The sequence below is a fragment of the Mycobacterium sp. TKK-01-0059 genome, from assembly GCF_000709305.1.
Classification (GTDB): Bacteria; Actinomycetota; Actinomycetes; order Mycobacteriales; family Mycobacteriaceae; genus Mycobacterium; species Mycobacterium intracellulare.
The window spans coordinates 2,149,713-2,165,484 of the sequence record NZ_KL446993.1 but is presented as its reverse complement, the minus strand read 5'-3'; the positions used below and the strand labels follow the sequence as shown (position 1 = coordinate 2,165,484).

18 protein-coding genes are annotated in these 15,772 nt (G+C 67.7%); 10 read left to right on the top strand and 8 right to left on the bottom strand.

Going from position 1 to position 15,772, the window contains the following annotated elements; translation table 11 throughout:
- Nucleotides 1–58 precede the first annotated feature (58 nt).
- The gene (locus K883_RS10425) at nt 59–409 is read left to right on the top strand and encodes a LapA family protein (protein WP_008263131.1); all 351 of its coding nucleotides are present in this window, start codon (nt 59–61) and stop codon (nt 407–409) included.
- On the opposite strand, the gene K883_RS10420 is transcribed toward K883_RS10425, so the two are convergent.
- Both K883_RS10420 and K883_RS10415 read right to left on the bottom strand, forming a co-directional pair.
- Complete coding sequence (locus tag K883_RS10420; RefSeq protein WP_009956732.1) at nt 406–1,458, bottom strand: phosphotransferase family protein; 1,053 nt, start codon at nt 1,456–1,458, stop codon at nt 406–408. The genes K883_RS10425 and K883_RS10420 overlap by 4 nt on opposite strands.
- A 63-nt stretch (nt 1,459–1,521) precedes the next feature.
- Nucleotides 1,522–2,160 carry a histidine phosphatase family protein gene (locus K883_RS10415; RefSeq protein ID WP_014381638.1) on the bottom strand — a complete coding sequence of 213 codons (639 nt, stop codon included), beginning with the start codon at nt 2,158–2,160 and terminating at the stop codon, nt 1,522–1,524.
- Between the two features lie 77 nt (nt 2,161–2,237).
- Here K883_RS10415 and K883_RS10410 point away from each other — a divergent pair, with 77 nt between their 5' ends.
- From K883_RS10410 to K883_RS10385, 6 genes are all read left to right on the top strand, one after another.
- Complete coding sequence (locus K883_RS10410; RefSeq protein WP_020821368.1) at nt 2,238–2,900, top strand: class I SAM-dependent methyltransferase; 663 nt, start codon at nt 2,238–2,240, stop codon at nt 2,898–2,900.
- A 57-nt stretch (nt 2,901–2,957) separates the two neighbouring features.
- Nucleotides 2,958–4,010, top strand: a complete 1,053-nt coding sequence (locus tag K883_RS10405; protein ID WP_020821367.1) for a phosphotransferase family protein — start codon at nt 2,958–2,960, stop codon at nt 4,008–4,010.
- 10 nt (nt 4,011–4,020) lie between these two features.
- Nucleotides 4,021–4,785 carry an SDR family NAD(P)-dependent oxidoreductase gene (locus K883_RS10400; RefSeq protein WP_020821366.1) on the top strand — a complete coding sequence of 255 codons (765 nt, stop codon included), beginning with the start codon at nt 4,021–4,023 and terminating at the stop codon, nt 4,783–4,785.
- Between the two features lie 71 nt (nt 4,786–4,856).
- Nucleotides 4,857–6,140 (top strand): acyl-CoA dehydrogenase family protein, encoded by a 1,284-nt coding sequence (locus tag K883_RS10395; protein WP_020821365.1) that lies wholly within the window; start codon nt 4,857–4,859, stop codon nt 6,138–6,140.
- Nucleotides 6,121–6,744, top strand: coding sequence for a TetR/AcrR family transcriptional regulator (locus tag K883_RS10390; RefSeq protein ID WP_020821364.1), 624 nt, complete (start codon nt 6,121–6,123; stop codon nt 6,742–6,744). The genes K883_RS10395 and K883_RS10390 overlap by 20 nt, the downstream gene beginning before the upstream one ends.
- Nucleotides 6,744–7,712 carry an NADPH:quinone oxidoreductase family protein gene (locus K883_RS10385; protein WP_020821363.1) on the top strand — a complete coding sequence of 323 codons (969 nt, stop codon included), beginning with the start codon at nt 6,744–6,746 and terminating at the stop codon, nt 7,710–7,712. The genes K883_RS10390 and K883_RS10385 overlap by 1 nt, the downstream gene beginning before the upstream one ends.
- Before the next feature lie 7 nt (nt 7,713–7,719).
- Here the strand turns inward: K883_RS10385 and K883_RS10380 are convergent, their stop codons facing one another.
- Nucleotides 7,720–9,636, bottom strand: a complete 1,917-nt coding sequence (locus K883_RS10380; protein ID WP_051701152.1) for an alkyl/aryl-sulfatase — start codon at nt 9,634–9,636, stop codon at nt 7,720–7,722.
- A gap of 126 nt (nt 9,637–9,762) precedes the next feature.
- Here K883_RS10380 and K883_RS10375 point away from each other — a divergent pair, with 126 nt between their 5' ends.
- Nucleotides 9,763–10,254: a lipoprotein LpqH gene (locus tag K883_RS10375; RefSeq protein WP_036454389.1), complete on the top strand. Its 492-nt coding sequence runs from the start codon at nt 9,763–9,765 to the stop codon at nt 10,252–10,254.
- Here the strand turns inward: K883_RS10375 and K883_RS10370 are convergent.
- From K883_RS10370 to K883_RS10355, 5 genes are all read right to left on the bottom strand, one after another.
- Nucleotides 10,251–11,771 carry a sensor histidine kinase gene (locus K883_RS10370; protein ID WP_036454387.1) on the bottom strand — a complete coding sequence of 507 codons (1,521 nt, stop codon included), beginning with the start codon at nt 11,769–11,771 and terminating at the stop codon, nt 10,251–10,253. The two genes, K883_RS10375 and K883_RS10370, sit on opposite strands and share 4 nt — an antisense overlap.
- Entirely contained in the window at nt 11,749–12,453 is a 705-nt protein-coding gene (gene tcrX / locus K883_RS10365; RefSeq protein ID WP_036454385.1) for a two-component system response regulator TcrX, read from the bottom strand. The genes K883_RS10370 and tcrX overlap by 23 nt, the downstream gene beginning before the upstream one ends.
- A gap of 153 nt (nt 12,454–12,606) precedes the next feature.
- Nucleotides 12,607–12,762, bottom strand: coding sequence for a DUF6131 family protein (locus K883_RS27500; protein WP_008263106.1), 156 nt, complete (start codon nt 12,760–12,762; stop codon nt 12,607–12,609).
- Between the two features lie 22 nt (nt 12,763–12,784).
- Nucleotides 12,785–13,024, bottom strand: coding sequence for a hypothetical protein (locus K883_RS10360; RefSeq protein WP_008263104.1), 240 nt, complete (start codon nt 13,022–13,024; stop codon nt 12,785–12,787).
- Nucleotides 13,025–13,302: 278 nt separating this feature from the next.
- Nucleotides 13,303–14,247 (bottom strand): class I SAM-dependent methyltransferase, encoded by a 945-nt coding sequence (locus K883_RS10355; protein WP_036454382.1) that lies wholly within the window; start codon nt 14,245–14,247, stop codon nt 13,303–13,305.
- Between the two features lie 125 nt (nt 14,248–14,372).
- On the opposite strand from K883_RS10355, the gene K883_RS10350 reads away from it, so the two are divergent.
- Nucleotides 14,373–14,732, top strand: coding sequence for a nuclear transport factor 2 family protein (locus K883_RS10350; protein WP_036454380.1), 360 nt, complete (start codon nt 14,373–14,375; stop codon nt 14,730–14,732).
- Between the two features lie 39 nt (nt 14,733–14,771).
- The gene (locus K883_RS10345; RefSeq protein WP_009956749.1) at nt 14,772–15,770 is read left to right on the top strand and encodes a phosphotransferase family protein; all 999 of its coding nucleotides are present in this window, start codon (nt 14,772–14,774) and stop codon (nt 15,768–15,770) included.
- Nucleotides 15,771–15,772 lie beyond the last annotated feature (2 nt).

Genomic DNA, 15,772 nt, shown 5'->3' with positions numbered 1-15,772 from the left:
CGAGGATCGGTTGCCCGAATCGGTTTCATTCTGGCCCGGATCGGGCAAAGATGACATTATGAGCAGCCCCAACCCTGCGTCGCCCGGACAGCCGTCCCCCAAGCCCACCCACGGGGACAAGACCGGCGCATCCACCAAGGAACCCGCTATCGGATTCACTCGCGCCGGTGCGCTGTGGTCGTCGCTGTTCGCCGGCTTCGTGATCCTGATTCTGTTGCTGATTTTCATCACCCAGAACACGGCGCCGACGGACTTTCGGTTCTTGGGCTGGCACTGGACCCTGCCCCTGGGTGTGGCGATCTTGCTGGCCGCCGTCGTCGGCGGTCTGATCACGGTGGCGGTCGGCACCGCTCGGATCTTGCAGCTGCGCCGCGTGGCGAAAAAGCACCACACGGCCCCACCGCGCTAGCCGGGCAGCTTGGCCAGTTCGGCCAGGCCGCGGGAGATCAGCGGCGCCACCACCTCGGGCGTGTGCTCGGCGGCGTCGCCCGCGCCGCGAGCCTGATCCGACATCCGGCGCCGGAAGTCGATGCCGGCGGCGATGATCGCGAGTTTGAAATACGCCAGCGCCATGTAGAACTCCCAGTGCGCCAGCGGTAAACCGGCCACCAGCGAATAGCGGTCGGCCAGCTCGTCGGCCGTCGGCAGCAGCGGTGAGGTCCACGCGGCCTGCGCATTGACGATCAGGTCCAGCGCGGGGTCGCGGTACACGCACATCAGGGCCGCGTCGGACAGCGGATCCCCCAGTGTCGAGAGCTCCCAGTCCACCACGGCCCGAACCTTTGTCGGGTCGTCGGCATCCAGGATCGTGTTGTCGATCCGGTAGTCGCCGTGCACGATCGACGTGCGGCTCTGCTGCGGAATCGCCTCGCCCAGACCGGAATGCAGCCGCTGAACATCGGAGTCGCGACGGTCCTCGGGCAGCCGCACCAGATCCCATTGCGAGCCCCACCGCCGCACCTGTCGCTCAAGATACCCGCTGGGCTTGCCGAAGTCGGCCAGGCCGACGGCGTTGGGATCGACATTGTGGAGGTCGACGAGCACCCGGATCAGCGAGTCGACGCAGCCGCCGATGACGGTGTGGCTGAACGACTCGAGTTGGGCGCGGCGGCGCACCACCTGGCCGGCAACGAATTCGACGATCTGGAACGGGGCGCCCAGCACCGAATCGTCTTCGCACAGCCCGATCGTGCGCGCCACCGGAACCGGCGTGTCCTGCAGCGCAGCGACTACCCGGTACTCGCGGGCCATGTCGTGGGCCGACGGCGTCAACCCGTGCAGCGGCGGTCGGCGCACCAGCCAGCTGGTCGCGTCGTCGTAGACGCGGAACGTCAGGTTGGAGCGGCCACCGGAAATGAACTCCGCCCGTAACTCCCCGTCGCGCCCGATCCCGAGTGAACGCAGGTAGGAGTCCAGCGAGGCCAGGTCAAGCCCCTCGAGTTGGTCAGCTGAAGTCACCGAACTTGTCTACCATCGCGGGCCACGACCCGGTTCACCACCTGCGATTTGCCGGCGTCCCGGTCAGGCCGTCCCGCGGTTCGCGTCATCGTCGAGCAGCCGCTGGTTTCGCGGCAACAGATCCCAGACGTGCTCGGTGGTGTTGACCGCGGCGACCGTCGCCTGACCGGACCGGGAGAACAACAGTCGCGTGACCGACGCATAGTCGACGGGAAAGGACAGCAGTCGCGCTGTACCGAGGATCTCGTGCAGCAGCACGTTGATCACCCCGCCGTGGCTGAACACCGCGACGGTGTCTTCGGGTTCGGCGCTCGCGACGAGGCCGTCGACCGCTGCGCGCACCCGGGCACGAAACGCATCCTCGTCGACCGCGCTGGGCAAATGCCCCTGGGCCAGGCGCGCCCACTCCTCGGGCATCTCCGCGCGGATCTGCTCGACGGGGATGTACACCGGAAGGTCGCGGTCATACTCGGCGAAGCGGTCGTCGATCTCGACGGTCAGCCCCCGATCCGCCGCGACCGGTTCGGCGGTCTGGATGGCCCGGCGCTGCGGGCTGCTCACCACCCGCGAGATGGGAAACCTCGCGAGCGCCTTGGGCAGTCGCTCGATTTGGGCCAACCCCTCCGCCGACAGGTCCGGATCGGAACCTTGGCCGTGTTCGCTGCGCAGCGGCAGGGCGTGCCGGACCAGAAGCACTTGCATATTTCTTCCTGTCGTTCGAAGGTGGCAGCGCCAGTTTCTCATCGCGTGCGTGCCGCCAATCCCCTGGAGGATTCTTTATGACGCAACCGGATCGGGATTGGGACGCCGCCTACCGGCAGGCGGCGCCGCCCCCGTGGAGCATCGGCCGGCCCCAACCGGAGCTGGCGCGCCTCATCGATCAGGGCCTTGTCCGCAGCGAGGTGCTGGACTCCGGCTGCGGCCATGCCGCACTTTCGCTGGCGCTCGCGGCGCGCGGCTACACCGTCGTCGGCCTCGACGCGAGCGCGACCGCGGTCCAGGCGGCGGCCGCGGCGGCCGCCGAGCAGGGGCTGAACACCGCGAGCTTCGCGCAGGCCGACGTCACCACGTTTCGTGGCTATGACGGCCGCTTCTCCACCATCCTGGACAGCGGCCTTTTCCACGCGCTGGCGCCGGAACGGCGCCAGGATTACGTGCAGTCCATCTTTCGGGCCGCGGCGCCCGGGGCGGCGTTGTACATCCTGGCCTTCGCCGCGGGGGCGTTGGACCAGGCCCACCCGGACCGGCCGGGCCCGCCGGGCTTCGCCGAAACAGAGTTGCACGACGCCGTCTCGACGCTGTGGCGGGTCGATGACATTCGCGTGGCCAAGGTCTACGGCAAGGACGAGTCTTCGGACGGCTCGCTGGCACATCTCGAACACGACGACGAGGGCCACTTCATGGCGCCCGGCTTCCTGCTGAGCGCTCACAAACCCGGCTAAGCGTTGCCGCCACCGTGGAGAATGCTATTCTCCCTACGGAGATTGGGGTGTGCAGCGATGGCCGAGCGCGTGACTGAATCGGGGCTGGATGCGGACGTCCTCGCCCGCTGGCTGGACGCGAACGACGCACCCGGCGGTGGCGAACGGCCGCGGCTGACCCAGCTGAAGGGCGGCTCGCAGAACACCCTCTGTCTGGTGGAGCGGGGCGGGCACCGGATGGTGCTGCGAATGCCCGGCGCCCGGGCCGACGCCGCGCGCATCGACGGCCTGCTGCGCGAGATCCGGCTGGTGCGGGCGCTGTCCGGTACCGACGTGCCGCACGCGGCGCTGATCGCCGCCGACGACACCGGCACCGTGCTCGGCATGCCCTTCTACGTCATGCAGGCGATCGAGGGGTGGAGCCCGATGGACGGCGGCTGGGCCCCGCCGTTCGACACCGATCTCGCCGCCCGCCGCGGCCTGGCGTTCCAACTCGTCGAGGGCGCCGCCAGGTTGGGCCGGGTGGACTGGCGCGCGCAAGGGCTCGAGGGCTTCGGCCGCCCCGACGGATTCCACGAGCGCCAGGTCGATCGCTGGCTGGCGTTCCTCGACGCCTACAAGGTGCGCGAGCTGCCGGGCCTCGACGAGGCCTCGGACTGGTTGCGCCGCAACCGGCCGGCCCATTACCGGGCGGGCATCATGCACGGCGACTACCAGTTCGCCAACGTGATGTTCGCCCACGGTTCGCCGGCCCGCCTGGCGGCGATCGTGGACTGGGAGATGACGACGGTCGGCGACCCGCTGCTCGACCTGGCGTGGTGCCTGCTGGGCTATGACGGTGAAAACCCGCGCGAGGACGGGTTTTATCTCGACATGCGCGGCATGCCCTCGCGCAGCGAGCTGTTGGATCGCTACGAAACCGTCAGCGGGTTGTCGACCGAGAACATCGACTACTACCTGGTGCTGGCCAACTGGAAGCTCGGCATCGTGCTGGAGAAGACGTATGCGGCCGGCGTGCGCACCGGGCCCCAAAAAGGAGGGGTCGACCCCAAGATCACCGACGCGTTCGGGCCGATGATCCTTTCGCTCATCGCCACCGCGGCCGACCTCGCCCGATCGCTGACAACCTAGGGATGCTGAAATGGGTTATGCCGACCAGCTTTTCGATCTGACCGGCCGGGTCGTCCTGATCACCGGCGGCAGCCGCGGGCTGGGACGTGAGATGGCGTTCGGCGCGGCCCGCTGCGGCGCGGACGTGGTGATCGCCAGCCGCAACATCGACAACTGCGTCGCCACGGCCAAGGAGATCGAGGCCGAGACCGGCCGCTGCGCCATGCCGTATCAGGTGCACGTGGGCCGCTGGGACCAGCTCGACGGCTTGGTCGACGCGACGTACGAGCGCTTCGGCAAGGTCGACACGCTGATCAACAACGCGGGCATGTCGCCGCTGTACGACAAGCTCACCGACGTGACCGAGAAGCTGTTCGACGCCGTGGTCAACCTGAATCTCAAGGGCCCCTTCCGCTTGTCCGCGTTGGTCGGTGAGCGCATGGTGGCGGCGGGCCGGGGGTCGATCATCAACGTGAGTACGGCCGGGTCGCTGCGTCCGACGCCGGACATCATTCCCTACGCCGCGTCCAAGGCCGGGCTCAACGCCATGACCGAGGCGATGGCGAAGGGTTTCGGGCCGGCGGTGCGGGTCAACACGCTGATGGCCGGGCCGTTTCTCACCGACGTGAGCAAGGCGTGGAATCTCGACCAGGCGACCGAGAAGCCCTTCAGGCATCTGGCGTTGGAGCGTGCCGGCGATCCGCGCGAGATCGTCGGTGCCGCACTGTTTCTCGCCTCCGACGCGTCCAGCTTCACCACCGGATCGATATTGCGCGCCGACGGCGGCATTCCTTAACACGTGGCGATCACAAGCGCGGCGAGACCGGGCGCAGTGGGTCGCCACCAATGAACGAGTAGGAGCATTCGATGTCTTGGGACTTCTCCACCGAACCGGAGTTCGAAAAGAAGCTGGAGTGGATCCGCGAGTTCGTGCGCGAGGAAGTGGAGCCGCTGGAGGTGTTGTTCCCCGGCTGCGAATTCCTGCCTCTGAACGACGAGCGGCGCAAGATCGTCGACCCGCTCAAGCAGCGGGTCCGCGACAAGGGTCTGTGGGCGCCGCATCTGGGGCCCGAGCTCGGCGGGCAGGGCTTCGGCGCGGTCAAGCTGACGCTGATCAACGAGATCCTGGGCCGCAGCCCGTGGGCGCCGATCGTGTTCGGAACGCAGGCCCCCGACACCGGCAACGCCGAGATCATCGCCCGCTTCGGAACCCAGGAGCAGAAGGACCGCTACCTGTCGGGGCTGCTGTCGGGTGAGATCTTCTCCTGCTTCTCGATGACCGAGCCGCAAGGCGGTGCCGACCCGCGGGTCTTCACCACCCGCGCGGTCCGGGACGGTGACGACTGGGTGATCACCGGCCGAAAGTACTTCTCCTCCAACGCCTCCGTCGCCTCCTTCTTCATCGTCGTCGCGATCACCGATCCCGACGTGCCGGTGCACACCGGCGCATCGACGTTCCTGATCCCGGCCGGCACCGAGGGACTGGTCCTGGAAGCCAACCACCACCTGGTCGGCGCGGATCCGCACGAGCCCGGGCATTCCCTGGTGCACTACAACGACGTGCGCGTGCCCGCCGACGCCCTGCTGGGCGAGCCCGGTCAGGGCTTCCTGATCCTGCAGACCCGGCTGGCCGGCGGGAGGCTGCATCACGCGATGCGGTCCATCGGGATGGCCCAGCGTGCTGTCGAGATCATGTCGCGGCGGGCGAAAAGCCGCTTCACGCAAGGCAGTCTGCTGGCCGACAAGCAACTCGTGCAGGAGTTCATCGCCGATTCCTACACCGAGTTGATCCCGTTCCGGCTGACGGTGTTGCACGCCGCCTGGCTGATCGACCAGGGCGACGAGCGCGGCGCGCGAGCGGAGATCGCCGCCTGCAAGATCCTGGCCTCCCAGGTGCTCAAATCGATTGCCCTGCGGGCCATCCAGGTGCACGGCGCGCTGGGGCTCACCGACCAGCTGCCCCTGGTCAACGTGTTGCTCGGCGGCATCGCGCTGGGCCTGGCGGACGGTCCTACCGAGGCGCACAAGGTCAACCTGGCGCGGATGCTGCTCAAGGGGTACGAGGCCGAAGAAGGCGACTGGCCCAGCGCGATGCTCGACGTGCGGCGCGCGGCCGCCCGCGCCAAATACGGTGACCTCGTTGACCTCTAACCGGGTCGCCGCGGCCGTCGAGCGGGCGCTGGACGACCGCCAGCGGGAAGCCACCGAGGAGGTGGAACGCATCCTGGCGGCGGCGGTGCGCGTCATGGAACGCGTGGCGCCCGAGCCGCCCCGGGTCAGCGACATCGTCGCCGAGGCGGGTTCGTCGAACAAGGCGTTCTACCGCTATTTCGCCGGCAAGGGCGATCTCATTCTGGCCGTCATGGAACGCGGGGTGGCCATTGTCGTGTCCTACCTCGAACATCAGATGGCCAAGGAGTCCAAGCCCCGCGACAAGGTCGCGCGGTGGATCGAGGGCACGCTGGCGCAGGTGGCCGACCCGCATCTGATCAGCATGACCCGAGCGGCGGCCGGACAGATGTCGGCCGGCACGAGTTGGCGCGCGGCCGACCAGGAAATGATGCGGCCGCTTCGCGCGCTGCTCGTCGAACCCGTTGCGGCGCTGGGTAGTAGCGACGTCGAGCGCGACGTCGAGGCGGTGTTCAGCTGCACGGCGGCGACCCTGCGCCGCTATGTGGGCTCGGCCGACGAGCCGGGGCCCGACGACATCGCACACGTGGTGCGGTTCTGTTTACGTGGACTGGGGGCCAATTGATGCGCGCGGTGATCTGTCGTTCCTACGGCACACCCGAGGACCTGGTGATCGACGAGGTGCCCGACCCCTCCCCCGGGCCGGGCCAGCTGCTGGTGCGGGTGCGCGCGGCCGCGGTCAACTTCCCCGACGTGCTGTTCATCGCCGGCAAGTACCAGGTGAAGATCCCGCCGCCGTTCATCCCGGGCAACGAGATCGCCGGCGAAGTCATCGCCGCCGGCGACGGCGCGCCGTTCCGTCCTGGACAGCGCGTGTCCGGGACCACCTTCGGGGCGTTCGCCGAGCTGGCGCTGCTCGATGCGAGCCAGGCCGAGCCCGTGCCGGACGACGCCGACTTCGCGACGGCGGCCGCCTTCGGGGTGACCTACCGCACCGCCTATCACGCGCTGCGCTCGACCGCCGCTGTCGCGGAAGGAAATTGGGTCGTCGTGCTCGGCGCCGCGGGCGGCGTCGGCCTGGCCGCCGTCGATCTGGCCGTGGCGATGAAGGCGCGGGTGCTGGCCGCGGCGTCGAGTCCGGAAAAGCTGGAGCTGTGCCGGCGGCGCGGCGCCGAGGCGACCGTCGACTACGACCGGGAGGACCTGAAGTCGCGGATCCGTGAACTCACCGGCGACAGCGCCCGGGTCGTCCTGGACCCGGTCGGTGGATCGTATTCGGAACCGGCGCTGCGCGGGCTCGCGCGTGGCGGCACCTTCGTCACGCTGGGATACGCGGCGGGCGCGATCCCGGCGATACCGCTCAATCTCATTCTGCTCAAAGACATCTGCGTGCGGGGCATGGAGATCCGCACCTTTATGAGCGATTACCCCGACAATGCCGTCCGCGACATCAAGGAGCTGTCGCGGATGTTCGCCGCCGGCACGGTCCGGCCCTACATCGGCGCGCGATTCCCGCTGTCGCAGACCGCCGCCGCGCTGCGGCATGTCGCCGACCGCAAGGTGCTGGGCAAGGTGGTGATCGACGTCGGGTGACGCCGCGTCACGGTGTGACGATGTTGAAACTCGGGTCCGGCCCGTCGAGCACATCCACCAAGGCCTGCAGCGCGCCCCGGTCACCGGACAGCTGCAGGCCGGGCGAGGAGAAGTCACCCGCCGCCAGGCTCAGGAGCCGAATCTTGCCGGCCAGCTTGACCGTAACTGTCGCCGTTGCGGGATCGGGCGCCGCCTTGCGGTGGACGAGCACCCCGTTGCGCAGGGTGAGTCGATAGTTGACCGCCGTGTCGGCCAAGGTGACGTCGATGGCGAGGTCGAGATCCCAGCTGCGCGGGCCGTTGACCCGGATGGACAGGCTGTCGAAGATCTGCTCCGGGGTCAGCTGGGTCAGCATGGACGGCGACGTTGTGGTGGTAGCGGTGCCGACGTTGCCGTCGCGCAACTCCATTGCCCCCGTCAGGAAGAAATTGCGCCAGGTCGCGTTTTCGGCGCCGTAGGCGAGTTGCTCGAGCGTGTCCGAGTACAGCGCGCGAGCGCCGGCATGCGCGCTGTCGGTGAAGACAGCATGATCCAACAGGGTTGCGGCCCAACGATAGTCACCGGAGTCGAATGCCTTTTGCGCAAGGTCGACGACCCGGTCGATGCCGCCCAACGCCTCGACATAGCGCGGCGCGAGCGCCTCGGGCGGGTGCGGCCACAGCCGGGCCGGGTTGCCGTCGAACCAGCCCATGTACCGCTGATAGACGGCCTTGACGTTGTGGCTCACCGAACCGTAGTAACCGTGCGTGTGCCAGGCCCGCTCGAGTGCCGGTGGCATCTCGAACATTTCGGCGATCTCGACGCCGGTGTAACCCTGGTTCAGCAACCTCAGCGTCTGGTCGTGCAGGTACGCATACAGATCGCGCTGCAAGGACAGGAACTCGACGATGCTGTCGCGCCCCCAGGTCGGCCAGTGGTGGGAGGCGAATACGACGTCGGCGCGGTCGGCGAAGGTGTCGATCGCCTCGGTGAGATAACCGGACCAGGCGTGCGGGTCGCGCACCACCGCGCCGCGCAGGGTCAGCAGGTTGTGCAGGTTGTGGGTCGCGTTCTCGGCCATGCACAGCGCGCGGAAACGCGGGAAATAGAAGTGCATTTCGGCGGGCGCCTCGGTGCCGGGCGCCATCTGGAACTCGATCTCCACGCCGTCGATCGTGTGGGTTTCACCGGTAGTTTCGATGTCGACGGTGGGGACGATGACGGCGACCTCGCCGGTGGATGGCGCCTGGCCGAGCCCGCAGCCGACCTGACCCATCGGCCCGCGCGGCAGCAGGGTGCCGTACATGTAGGTTGCCCGCCGCGTCATTGCCGGTCCGGCGTAGACGTTCTCCTGCACCGCGTGCTCAATGAAGCCCTCCGGCGCCAGCACCGACACCGCGCCCGCATCCACGTCGGCCTGCGAGGTGACGCCCAGGACGCCGCCGAAGTGATCGACATGGCTGTGGGTGTAGATCACCGCGACGACGGGCCGGTCGCCGCCGCGATGCTCGCGGTAGAGCGCCAGGGCCGCCGCGGCGACCTCGGTGGAAATCAGGGGGTCGATGACGATGATGCCGTTGTCGGTTTCCACGAACGTCACGTTGGAGATGTCCAACCCGCGGACCTGGTAGATGCCCGGCACCACTTCGTAGAGGCCTTGTTTGGCGGCCAGCGTCGACTGCCGCCACAGGCTGGGATGCACCGACGTCGGCGCGGGTCCGTCCAGGAAGGCGTAGGCATCGTTGTCCCAGACGATTCGGCCGTCTGCCGCCCGAATCACGCACGGCGACAAGGCCGCAATGAATCCGCGGTCCGCGGCGCGGAAATCGGCGTCGTCCTGGAACGGCAGGACCTGTCCGCGGTGGGCGGACTCGATGACGGGAGTGGGAGGCTTGTGATCCACCTTCTCCACCTTGCCAGTGATGCGGCGGGCCCCGAAAGGCATTTCACCGACGAATAATGAATACAGCAACAATTTCTCGGGGTTCTGGATTCTCGGTCCAGTTAACCCGCATACTGCCCAGACGGCCCTCAATGCCGAGGACCGCAACTATCGGGCAAAGGAGAACAGGTGAAGCGTCAATTGACGGTCGCGGTGGCCGGGGCGGCGATTCTCGCCGCGGGCATTTCCGGATGTTCGGGTGGTAACAAGTCGGGAACGAGCGCGAGCAGTTCCGCCAGTAGCTCGGGTACGAGCGCGTCGGCAAGCACCGGCGGCGCCGCCGGCACGAAGGTCACGATCGACGGCAAGGACCAGAACGTCTCCGGTTCCGTCGTGTGCACAAATGCGGGTGGCACCATCAACATCGCGATCGGTGGCACAGCGACCGGCATCGCCGCCGTGCTCAGCGACGGCAACCCCCCACAGGTGAAATCCGTTGGGCTGGGCAATGTCAACGGCGTGACGCTGGGCTACACCTCGGGCACCGGCCAGGGCAACGCCACCGCCAGCAAGGATGGCAACAGCTACAAGATCAGCGGCACGGCCACCGGGGTGGACATGGCCAACCCCATGCAGCCGGTGAACAAGCCGTTCGAAATCAATGTGACCTGTAACAGCTAGCTCGGTGACGATGCGGGCGGTTGCCATCCGTTGGTTGGCAACCGCACCGTGAACTCGGTGCGGCCCGGTGAGCTGTCGACCGCGATCGTCCCGTTGTGCGCCCTCACCACGGCCGAGACGATCGCCAATCCAAGCCCGGTGCTGCCCCCCTTGCGCGAGCGCGAGGAATCACCGCGGGCGAACCGTTCGAAGACCTCCGACTGCAGCGCCGCCGGAATGCCGGGCCCGTTGTCGATGACCTGTAGCACGGTGTGCGACGGCTCGGTGCTCAACCGCGTCGTCACCACGGTGCCCGCGCCGGTGTGGACGCGGGCGTTGGCAAGCAGATTCGTCAGGACCTGGTGGAGCCGCGCCGCGTCGCCGGTGACGACCACCGGTTCTTCGGGCAGGTCGAGTTCCCACTGATGATCCGGTCCCGCGACGTGCGCGTCGTTGACCGCATCCACCGCCAACCGCGACAAATCGACCGATTCGCGTTCCAGCGGCCGGCCGGAATCCAGGCGGGCCAGCAGCAGCAGGTCCTCGACGAGCCGCGTCATCCGCTCGGTCTCGGACGCCACCCGGCTCATCGCCTGCGCCACCGCCTCGCGGTCGTCGCCCATCCGTTGCGTCAGTTCGGTATAGCCGCGGATCGCGGCGAGGGGCGTGCGCAGCTCATGGCTGGCGTCGGCGACGAACTGGCGAACGCGAGTCTCGCTGGCCTGGCGCGCCGACAGCGCTTCCGCGATGTGGTCGAGCATCCGGTTGAGCGAGGCACCGAGCTGTCCCACCTCGGTGGCGGGGTTCGCGTCGGATTCGCGCACGCGCACAGGCAATTCGACCTCGCCGCGCGACAGCGGCAAATCGGCGACCTGGCCCGCGGTTTGGGCGACGCGGCGCAACGGTGCCAGCGCCCGCCTGATGATCACCACCCCGGCGATCGTCGCGGCCGCCAGCGCGACCGCGGTGACGATCCCGAAGATGACGAGCATCCGGATCAGGGTGGCGTCGATGTTGGACATCGACAGGCCGGTGACGATGATGTCGCTACCGTTTCGGCTCGGCGCCGCGACGACGCGGTAGCGGCCGAGGCCGTCCAGGTTGAGCGTGACCGGCGCGCGGTTGCCGGCGATCTGTTCCAGTTGGGCCTGGGCGGTCGGGGTCAGGTCGTCCCTGGTGCCGCTGCTGGTCAGGTAGCCGGCGTCAACCGTCTTGCCGTGGCTGACCACCGCCGCCACCATGCCTGCCGGCTGACCCGGGGCGTCCAGGAACCGCGGGCCGGGGCCCGGCCTCGGATAGTAGGAGTGCTGGTGGTGGTGCCAACCCGGGTGGTTCGGCTCGGGGTACATCAGCGCCGAGCGGAACGAGGTCCCGGCGAGTTGGCCGTCGAGCTGCTTGACCAGGTGATGGTTGAGCGCCAGTTCGGTCACCGCGGTGATGCCGACGCAGACGATCGCCAGGACGACGATCTGGCCGACCAGCAGCCGCAGCCGAAGGGACCAGACCCTTCGCGGGTCAGCGGGCCGGCTTGAGGACATAACCCGCGCCGCGCAGTGTGTGGATCATCGGATCGCGACCGTTGTCGATCTTCTTGCGCAGGTAGGAAATGTAGAGCTCGACGATGTTGGACCGGCCGCCGAAGTCGTAACTCCATACCCTGTCCAGGATTTGGGCCTTGCTCAGCACCCGCTTGGAGTTGCGCATCATGAACCGCAACAGCTCGAATTCGGTCGACGTCAACGAGATTGGCTCCCCGGCGCGGGTGACCTCGTGGCTGTCCTCGTCGAGCACCAGATCCCCGACCACCAGCTGTGCGCCGCTGTCCACGGTCGTCACCCCGGTGCGGCGCAACAGCGCCCGCAACCGCAGCACGACCTCTTCGATGCTGAACGGTTTGGTGACGTAATCGTCGCCGCCGGCGGTCAGGCCGGCGATGCGATCCTCCACCGCGTCCTTGGCCGTCAACAGCAGCACCGGCAGCTGCGGGACCTCCCCGCGCAGCTTGTGCAAGACGTCGAGGCCGCTCATGTCGGGCAGCATCACGTCGAGGACGACGACGTCCGGACGCTGGTTGCGGGCGGCCGCGATCGCCGATTCCCCGTCCCCGGCGGTGGAGATGTTCCAGCCCTCGTACCGCAGCGCCATCGACACCATTTCGGCCAGGACGGGTTCGTCGTCCACGACCAGCACGTTGATGGGGTTGCCGTCCGCACGGCGCATGACAACCCGCTCTACAGAGGCTCGGGGCTGCGTCACAAGCTCCAGTATCCGTCACCGACTGAGCCGAGACTATGACGAACCTATGCGCGCGCTGTGAAACGAAACGCGCGACTGCCGGAGCAGTCGCGCGATCGTGGTGTTCGGCCGTAGCGGTTAATACCAGTAGCGCCGGCCGGCGACCGGACGCCCGATCGAGCCCAGAATCCAGAGGATCGCGCCGATCACCAGCAGCACGATTCCCAGCGTGGTCAGCACGGGTACGTGGAAGAAATACCCGAGAACAAGCAGGACAATTCCTAAGATAACCATTTCGACTTCCTTCGGGTGAGGGTTAGAGGTTGACCGATTGCATTGAACTTGGTTGCGGCAGATGGCAATCCGTGACTTTCGGGTTGACCCCGAAGTAATTCAGGGGTCCGGCGATCACGGTCACCGCAACCGTGCCCGCGGAGGCGCATGTCGTCTGGTCGTTTTTGAAGTAATCCCGTTGCCACGCCGCGAAGGCTCCGATCAGCAACCACACCAAAGCAACCGTTCCGATGATCCCGCTGCCACGCATCGTGACCTCCATTGTGAGCGAGAAGAAGTTTTCTCGTGGTGCTGAAGTTACCCATTCGACTTATGCCTAAACATGCAATGGGTTATGCGGCAGCGCTTGTCGGCACATCCCGGCACGTCAGAGGCGGTCGACGCGGCGGCCGGCGGTCCGCGCCACCCACGGCCGGGAGGGGCGTGCCCGCTGGATTAGCTCAGCTAACTCGAGGACCCACCCCGATCCGAGGCGTTCCTATCGAAATGGCGTGCCTGAGCCGCTAAATTAGCAGCGGCACTTTCCATCTCGGCGTCCGGTCAGCCCGGCCGCCGCTGTGCGGACACATAGAGGGTGGGCGGCATCGAATCCTCCGCGCCCTGCGGGATCCGGCGGTCATACCGGGCCATCAACTCGGCGAACGTCGCGGTCGTGACGTCCCAGCCGCGGCCGCGCAGCCAGCCGTCGACGGGCGTGCGCTCCTCCGGGTACCACAGGTCGTCGAAGTCCGTGATCTCGGCGTTGACCAGCTCTGCTGCCGCCGCCCGCATGCGCCGCATGTCCTCGCGCTGGCGTTGCACACGGTCGGGGTCGGTGAAACCCGCTTCGGGCACGTTGGACGCCAGCCAGCTGCCCTCGGCGCTCAGCGAATCGATCCGCTCGAACAGCAAGTCCTGGGCCTGCGCCGGTAGGTAGCGAACGAGCCCTTCGGCCGACCACACCGCAGGTCGCGAAGCATCAAACCCCGCTTCCCGCAACGCTTTCGGCCAATCCTGGCGCAGGTCGATCGGCACGTTGACCAGCTGCGCGGTCGGCTCCGCGCCGTGTTCGCGCAGCGTGTTGGATTTGAATTCCAGCACCTTGGGCTGGTCGAGCTCGTACACGACCGTGCCGTCGGGCCACGGCAGCCGCCAGCTGCGCGCGTCCAGTCCGGCCGCCAGGATCACCACCTGGCGCACGCCGGCGTCGGCCGCGCCCAGGAAGAACTCGTCGAAGAATGCCGTCCGGGTGGCCATGAAGTCGACCATCAGCTGCAGCCGCGCCCGCAGATCGGGCTCGATGTCGGCCGCCTTGGCCAGCAACGCCGGGTTGGCATAGATGCTCCACATCCCCTCGCCCGCGGCGTCGACGAACACCCGCGCGAACGGGTCGTTGATCAGCGGGTTCTCACTCTCGGTCTCCGCGGCGCGAGCTGCGGCGACGCCGAGCGCGGTGGCGCCGACGCTTTGGGTGATTTCCCAGGAATCGTTGTCGGTCCGCGGCATCGCCAGTTCCCTTCCCCAGAAAGTAAGTTATGCACACTATTCTTCCAGCCGCCGCCACCGGCCGCCTCCCGTCGCCCCTGCCCTAGTCTTTTTCCCAGACGGTCCACAGGTTGCAAGGGAGTGCCATGACGCCCACCCCGTCGCGTACGCCGCAGGAAGTGTTCGCCCACCACGGCGCCGCGCTGGCCGCGGGCGACCTCGACGAAATCCTCACCGACTACGCCGAGGACTCCGTGCTGATCACGCCCGCCGGCGTCGCGCGCGGCGGGCAGGCCATCCGCCGGGTCTTCGCGCAACTGCTCGCCGATATCCCGGATGCCAACTGGGACTTGAAGACCCAGCTCTTCGACGGCGATGTGCTGTTCCTGGAATGGGCCGCCGATTCGGCGGTCAGCCGGGTCGCCGACGGCGTTGACACCTTCGTGTTCCGCGACGGCATGATCGCGGCGCAGACCGTGCGATACACGCCCCACCCGAAGGGCTGAGCAGTGGACTCCGTGAACCTTCAAGCCGTAGCGGAATGGATGTCCGGGCAGGGGCTCGGCGAGGGCCCGCTGGAAGGCGTCTCCAACGTCACCGGCGGAACGCAGAACGTCATGCTGCGGTTCAGCAGGGCCGGGCGGCCCTATGTGCTGCGGCGCGGGCCCCGGCACCTGCGTCCGCGCAGCAACAGCGTGATCCTGCGGGAAACGAAAGTCCTTGCGGCGCTGGCAGGTTCCGATGTGCCCCATCCACACCTGATCGCCGTCTGCGAGGACCCCGCCGTGCTGGGCGACGCGGTCTTCTACCTGATGGATCCCGTCGACGGATTCAACGCCGGCGAGGGCCTGCCGCCTTTGCACGCGGGCGACGCGAAGGTGCGCCATGGCATGGGGCTGTCGATGGCCGACGCGTTGGCCAAGCTCGGTGCCGTCGACCATGTCGCCGTCGGCCTCGCCGAATTCGGTAAGCCGGAGGGCTTTTTGGAGCGCCAGGTGCCGCGCTGGCTTTCCGAGCTCGAGTCCTACAACGACTACGAGGGTTATCCCGGGCCGCAGATCCCCGGCATCGAGGAGGTGTCGACCTGGTTGGACCGGCACCGGCCGGCGCACTGGACGCCGGGCATCATGCACGGCGACTACCACGCGGCCAACGTGATGTTCTCGCGCACGGGGCCGGAGGTGGTCGCGATCGTCGACTGGGAGATGTGCACGATCGGCGATCCGCTGCTGGACCTGGGCTGGCTGCTGGCCACCTGGCGCCAGCCCGACGGCTCCAGCGTGTTCAGCCACGCCCTGGGCGGCCAGGACGGATTGGCCAGTACCGACGAGCTTTTCCAGCGCTACGCCGCCAACACCACCCGCGACCTGTCACACATCACCTGGTACACCGTGCTGGCCTGCTTCAAGCTCGGGATCGTGATCGAGGGGACGCTGGCCCGGGCCTGCGCGGGAAAGGCGGAGAGGGAGGTAGGCGACCAATTGCACGCCGCCACCGTGCATCTGTTCGAGCGGGCGCTGCGCCTCATCGACAACGAAGGCTGACC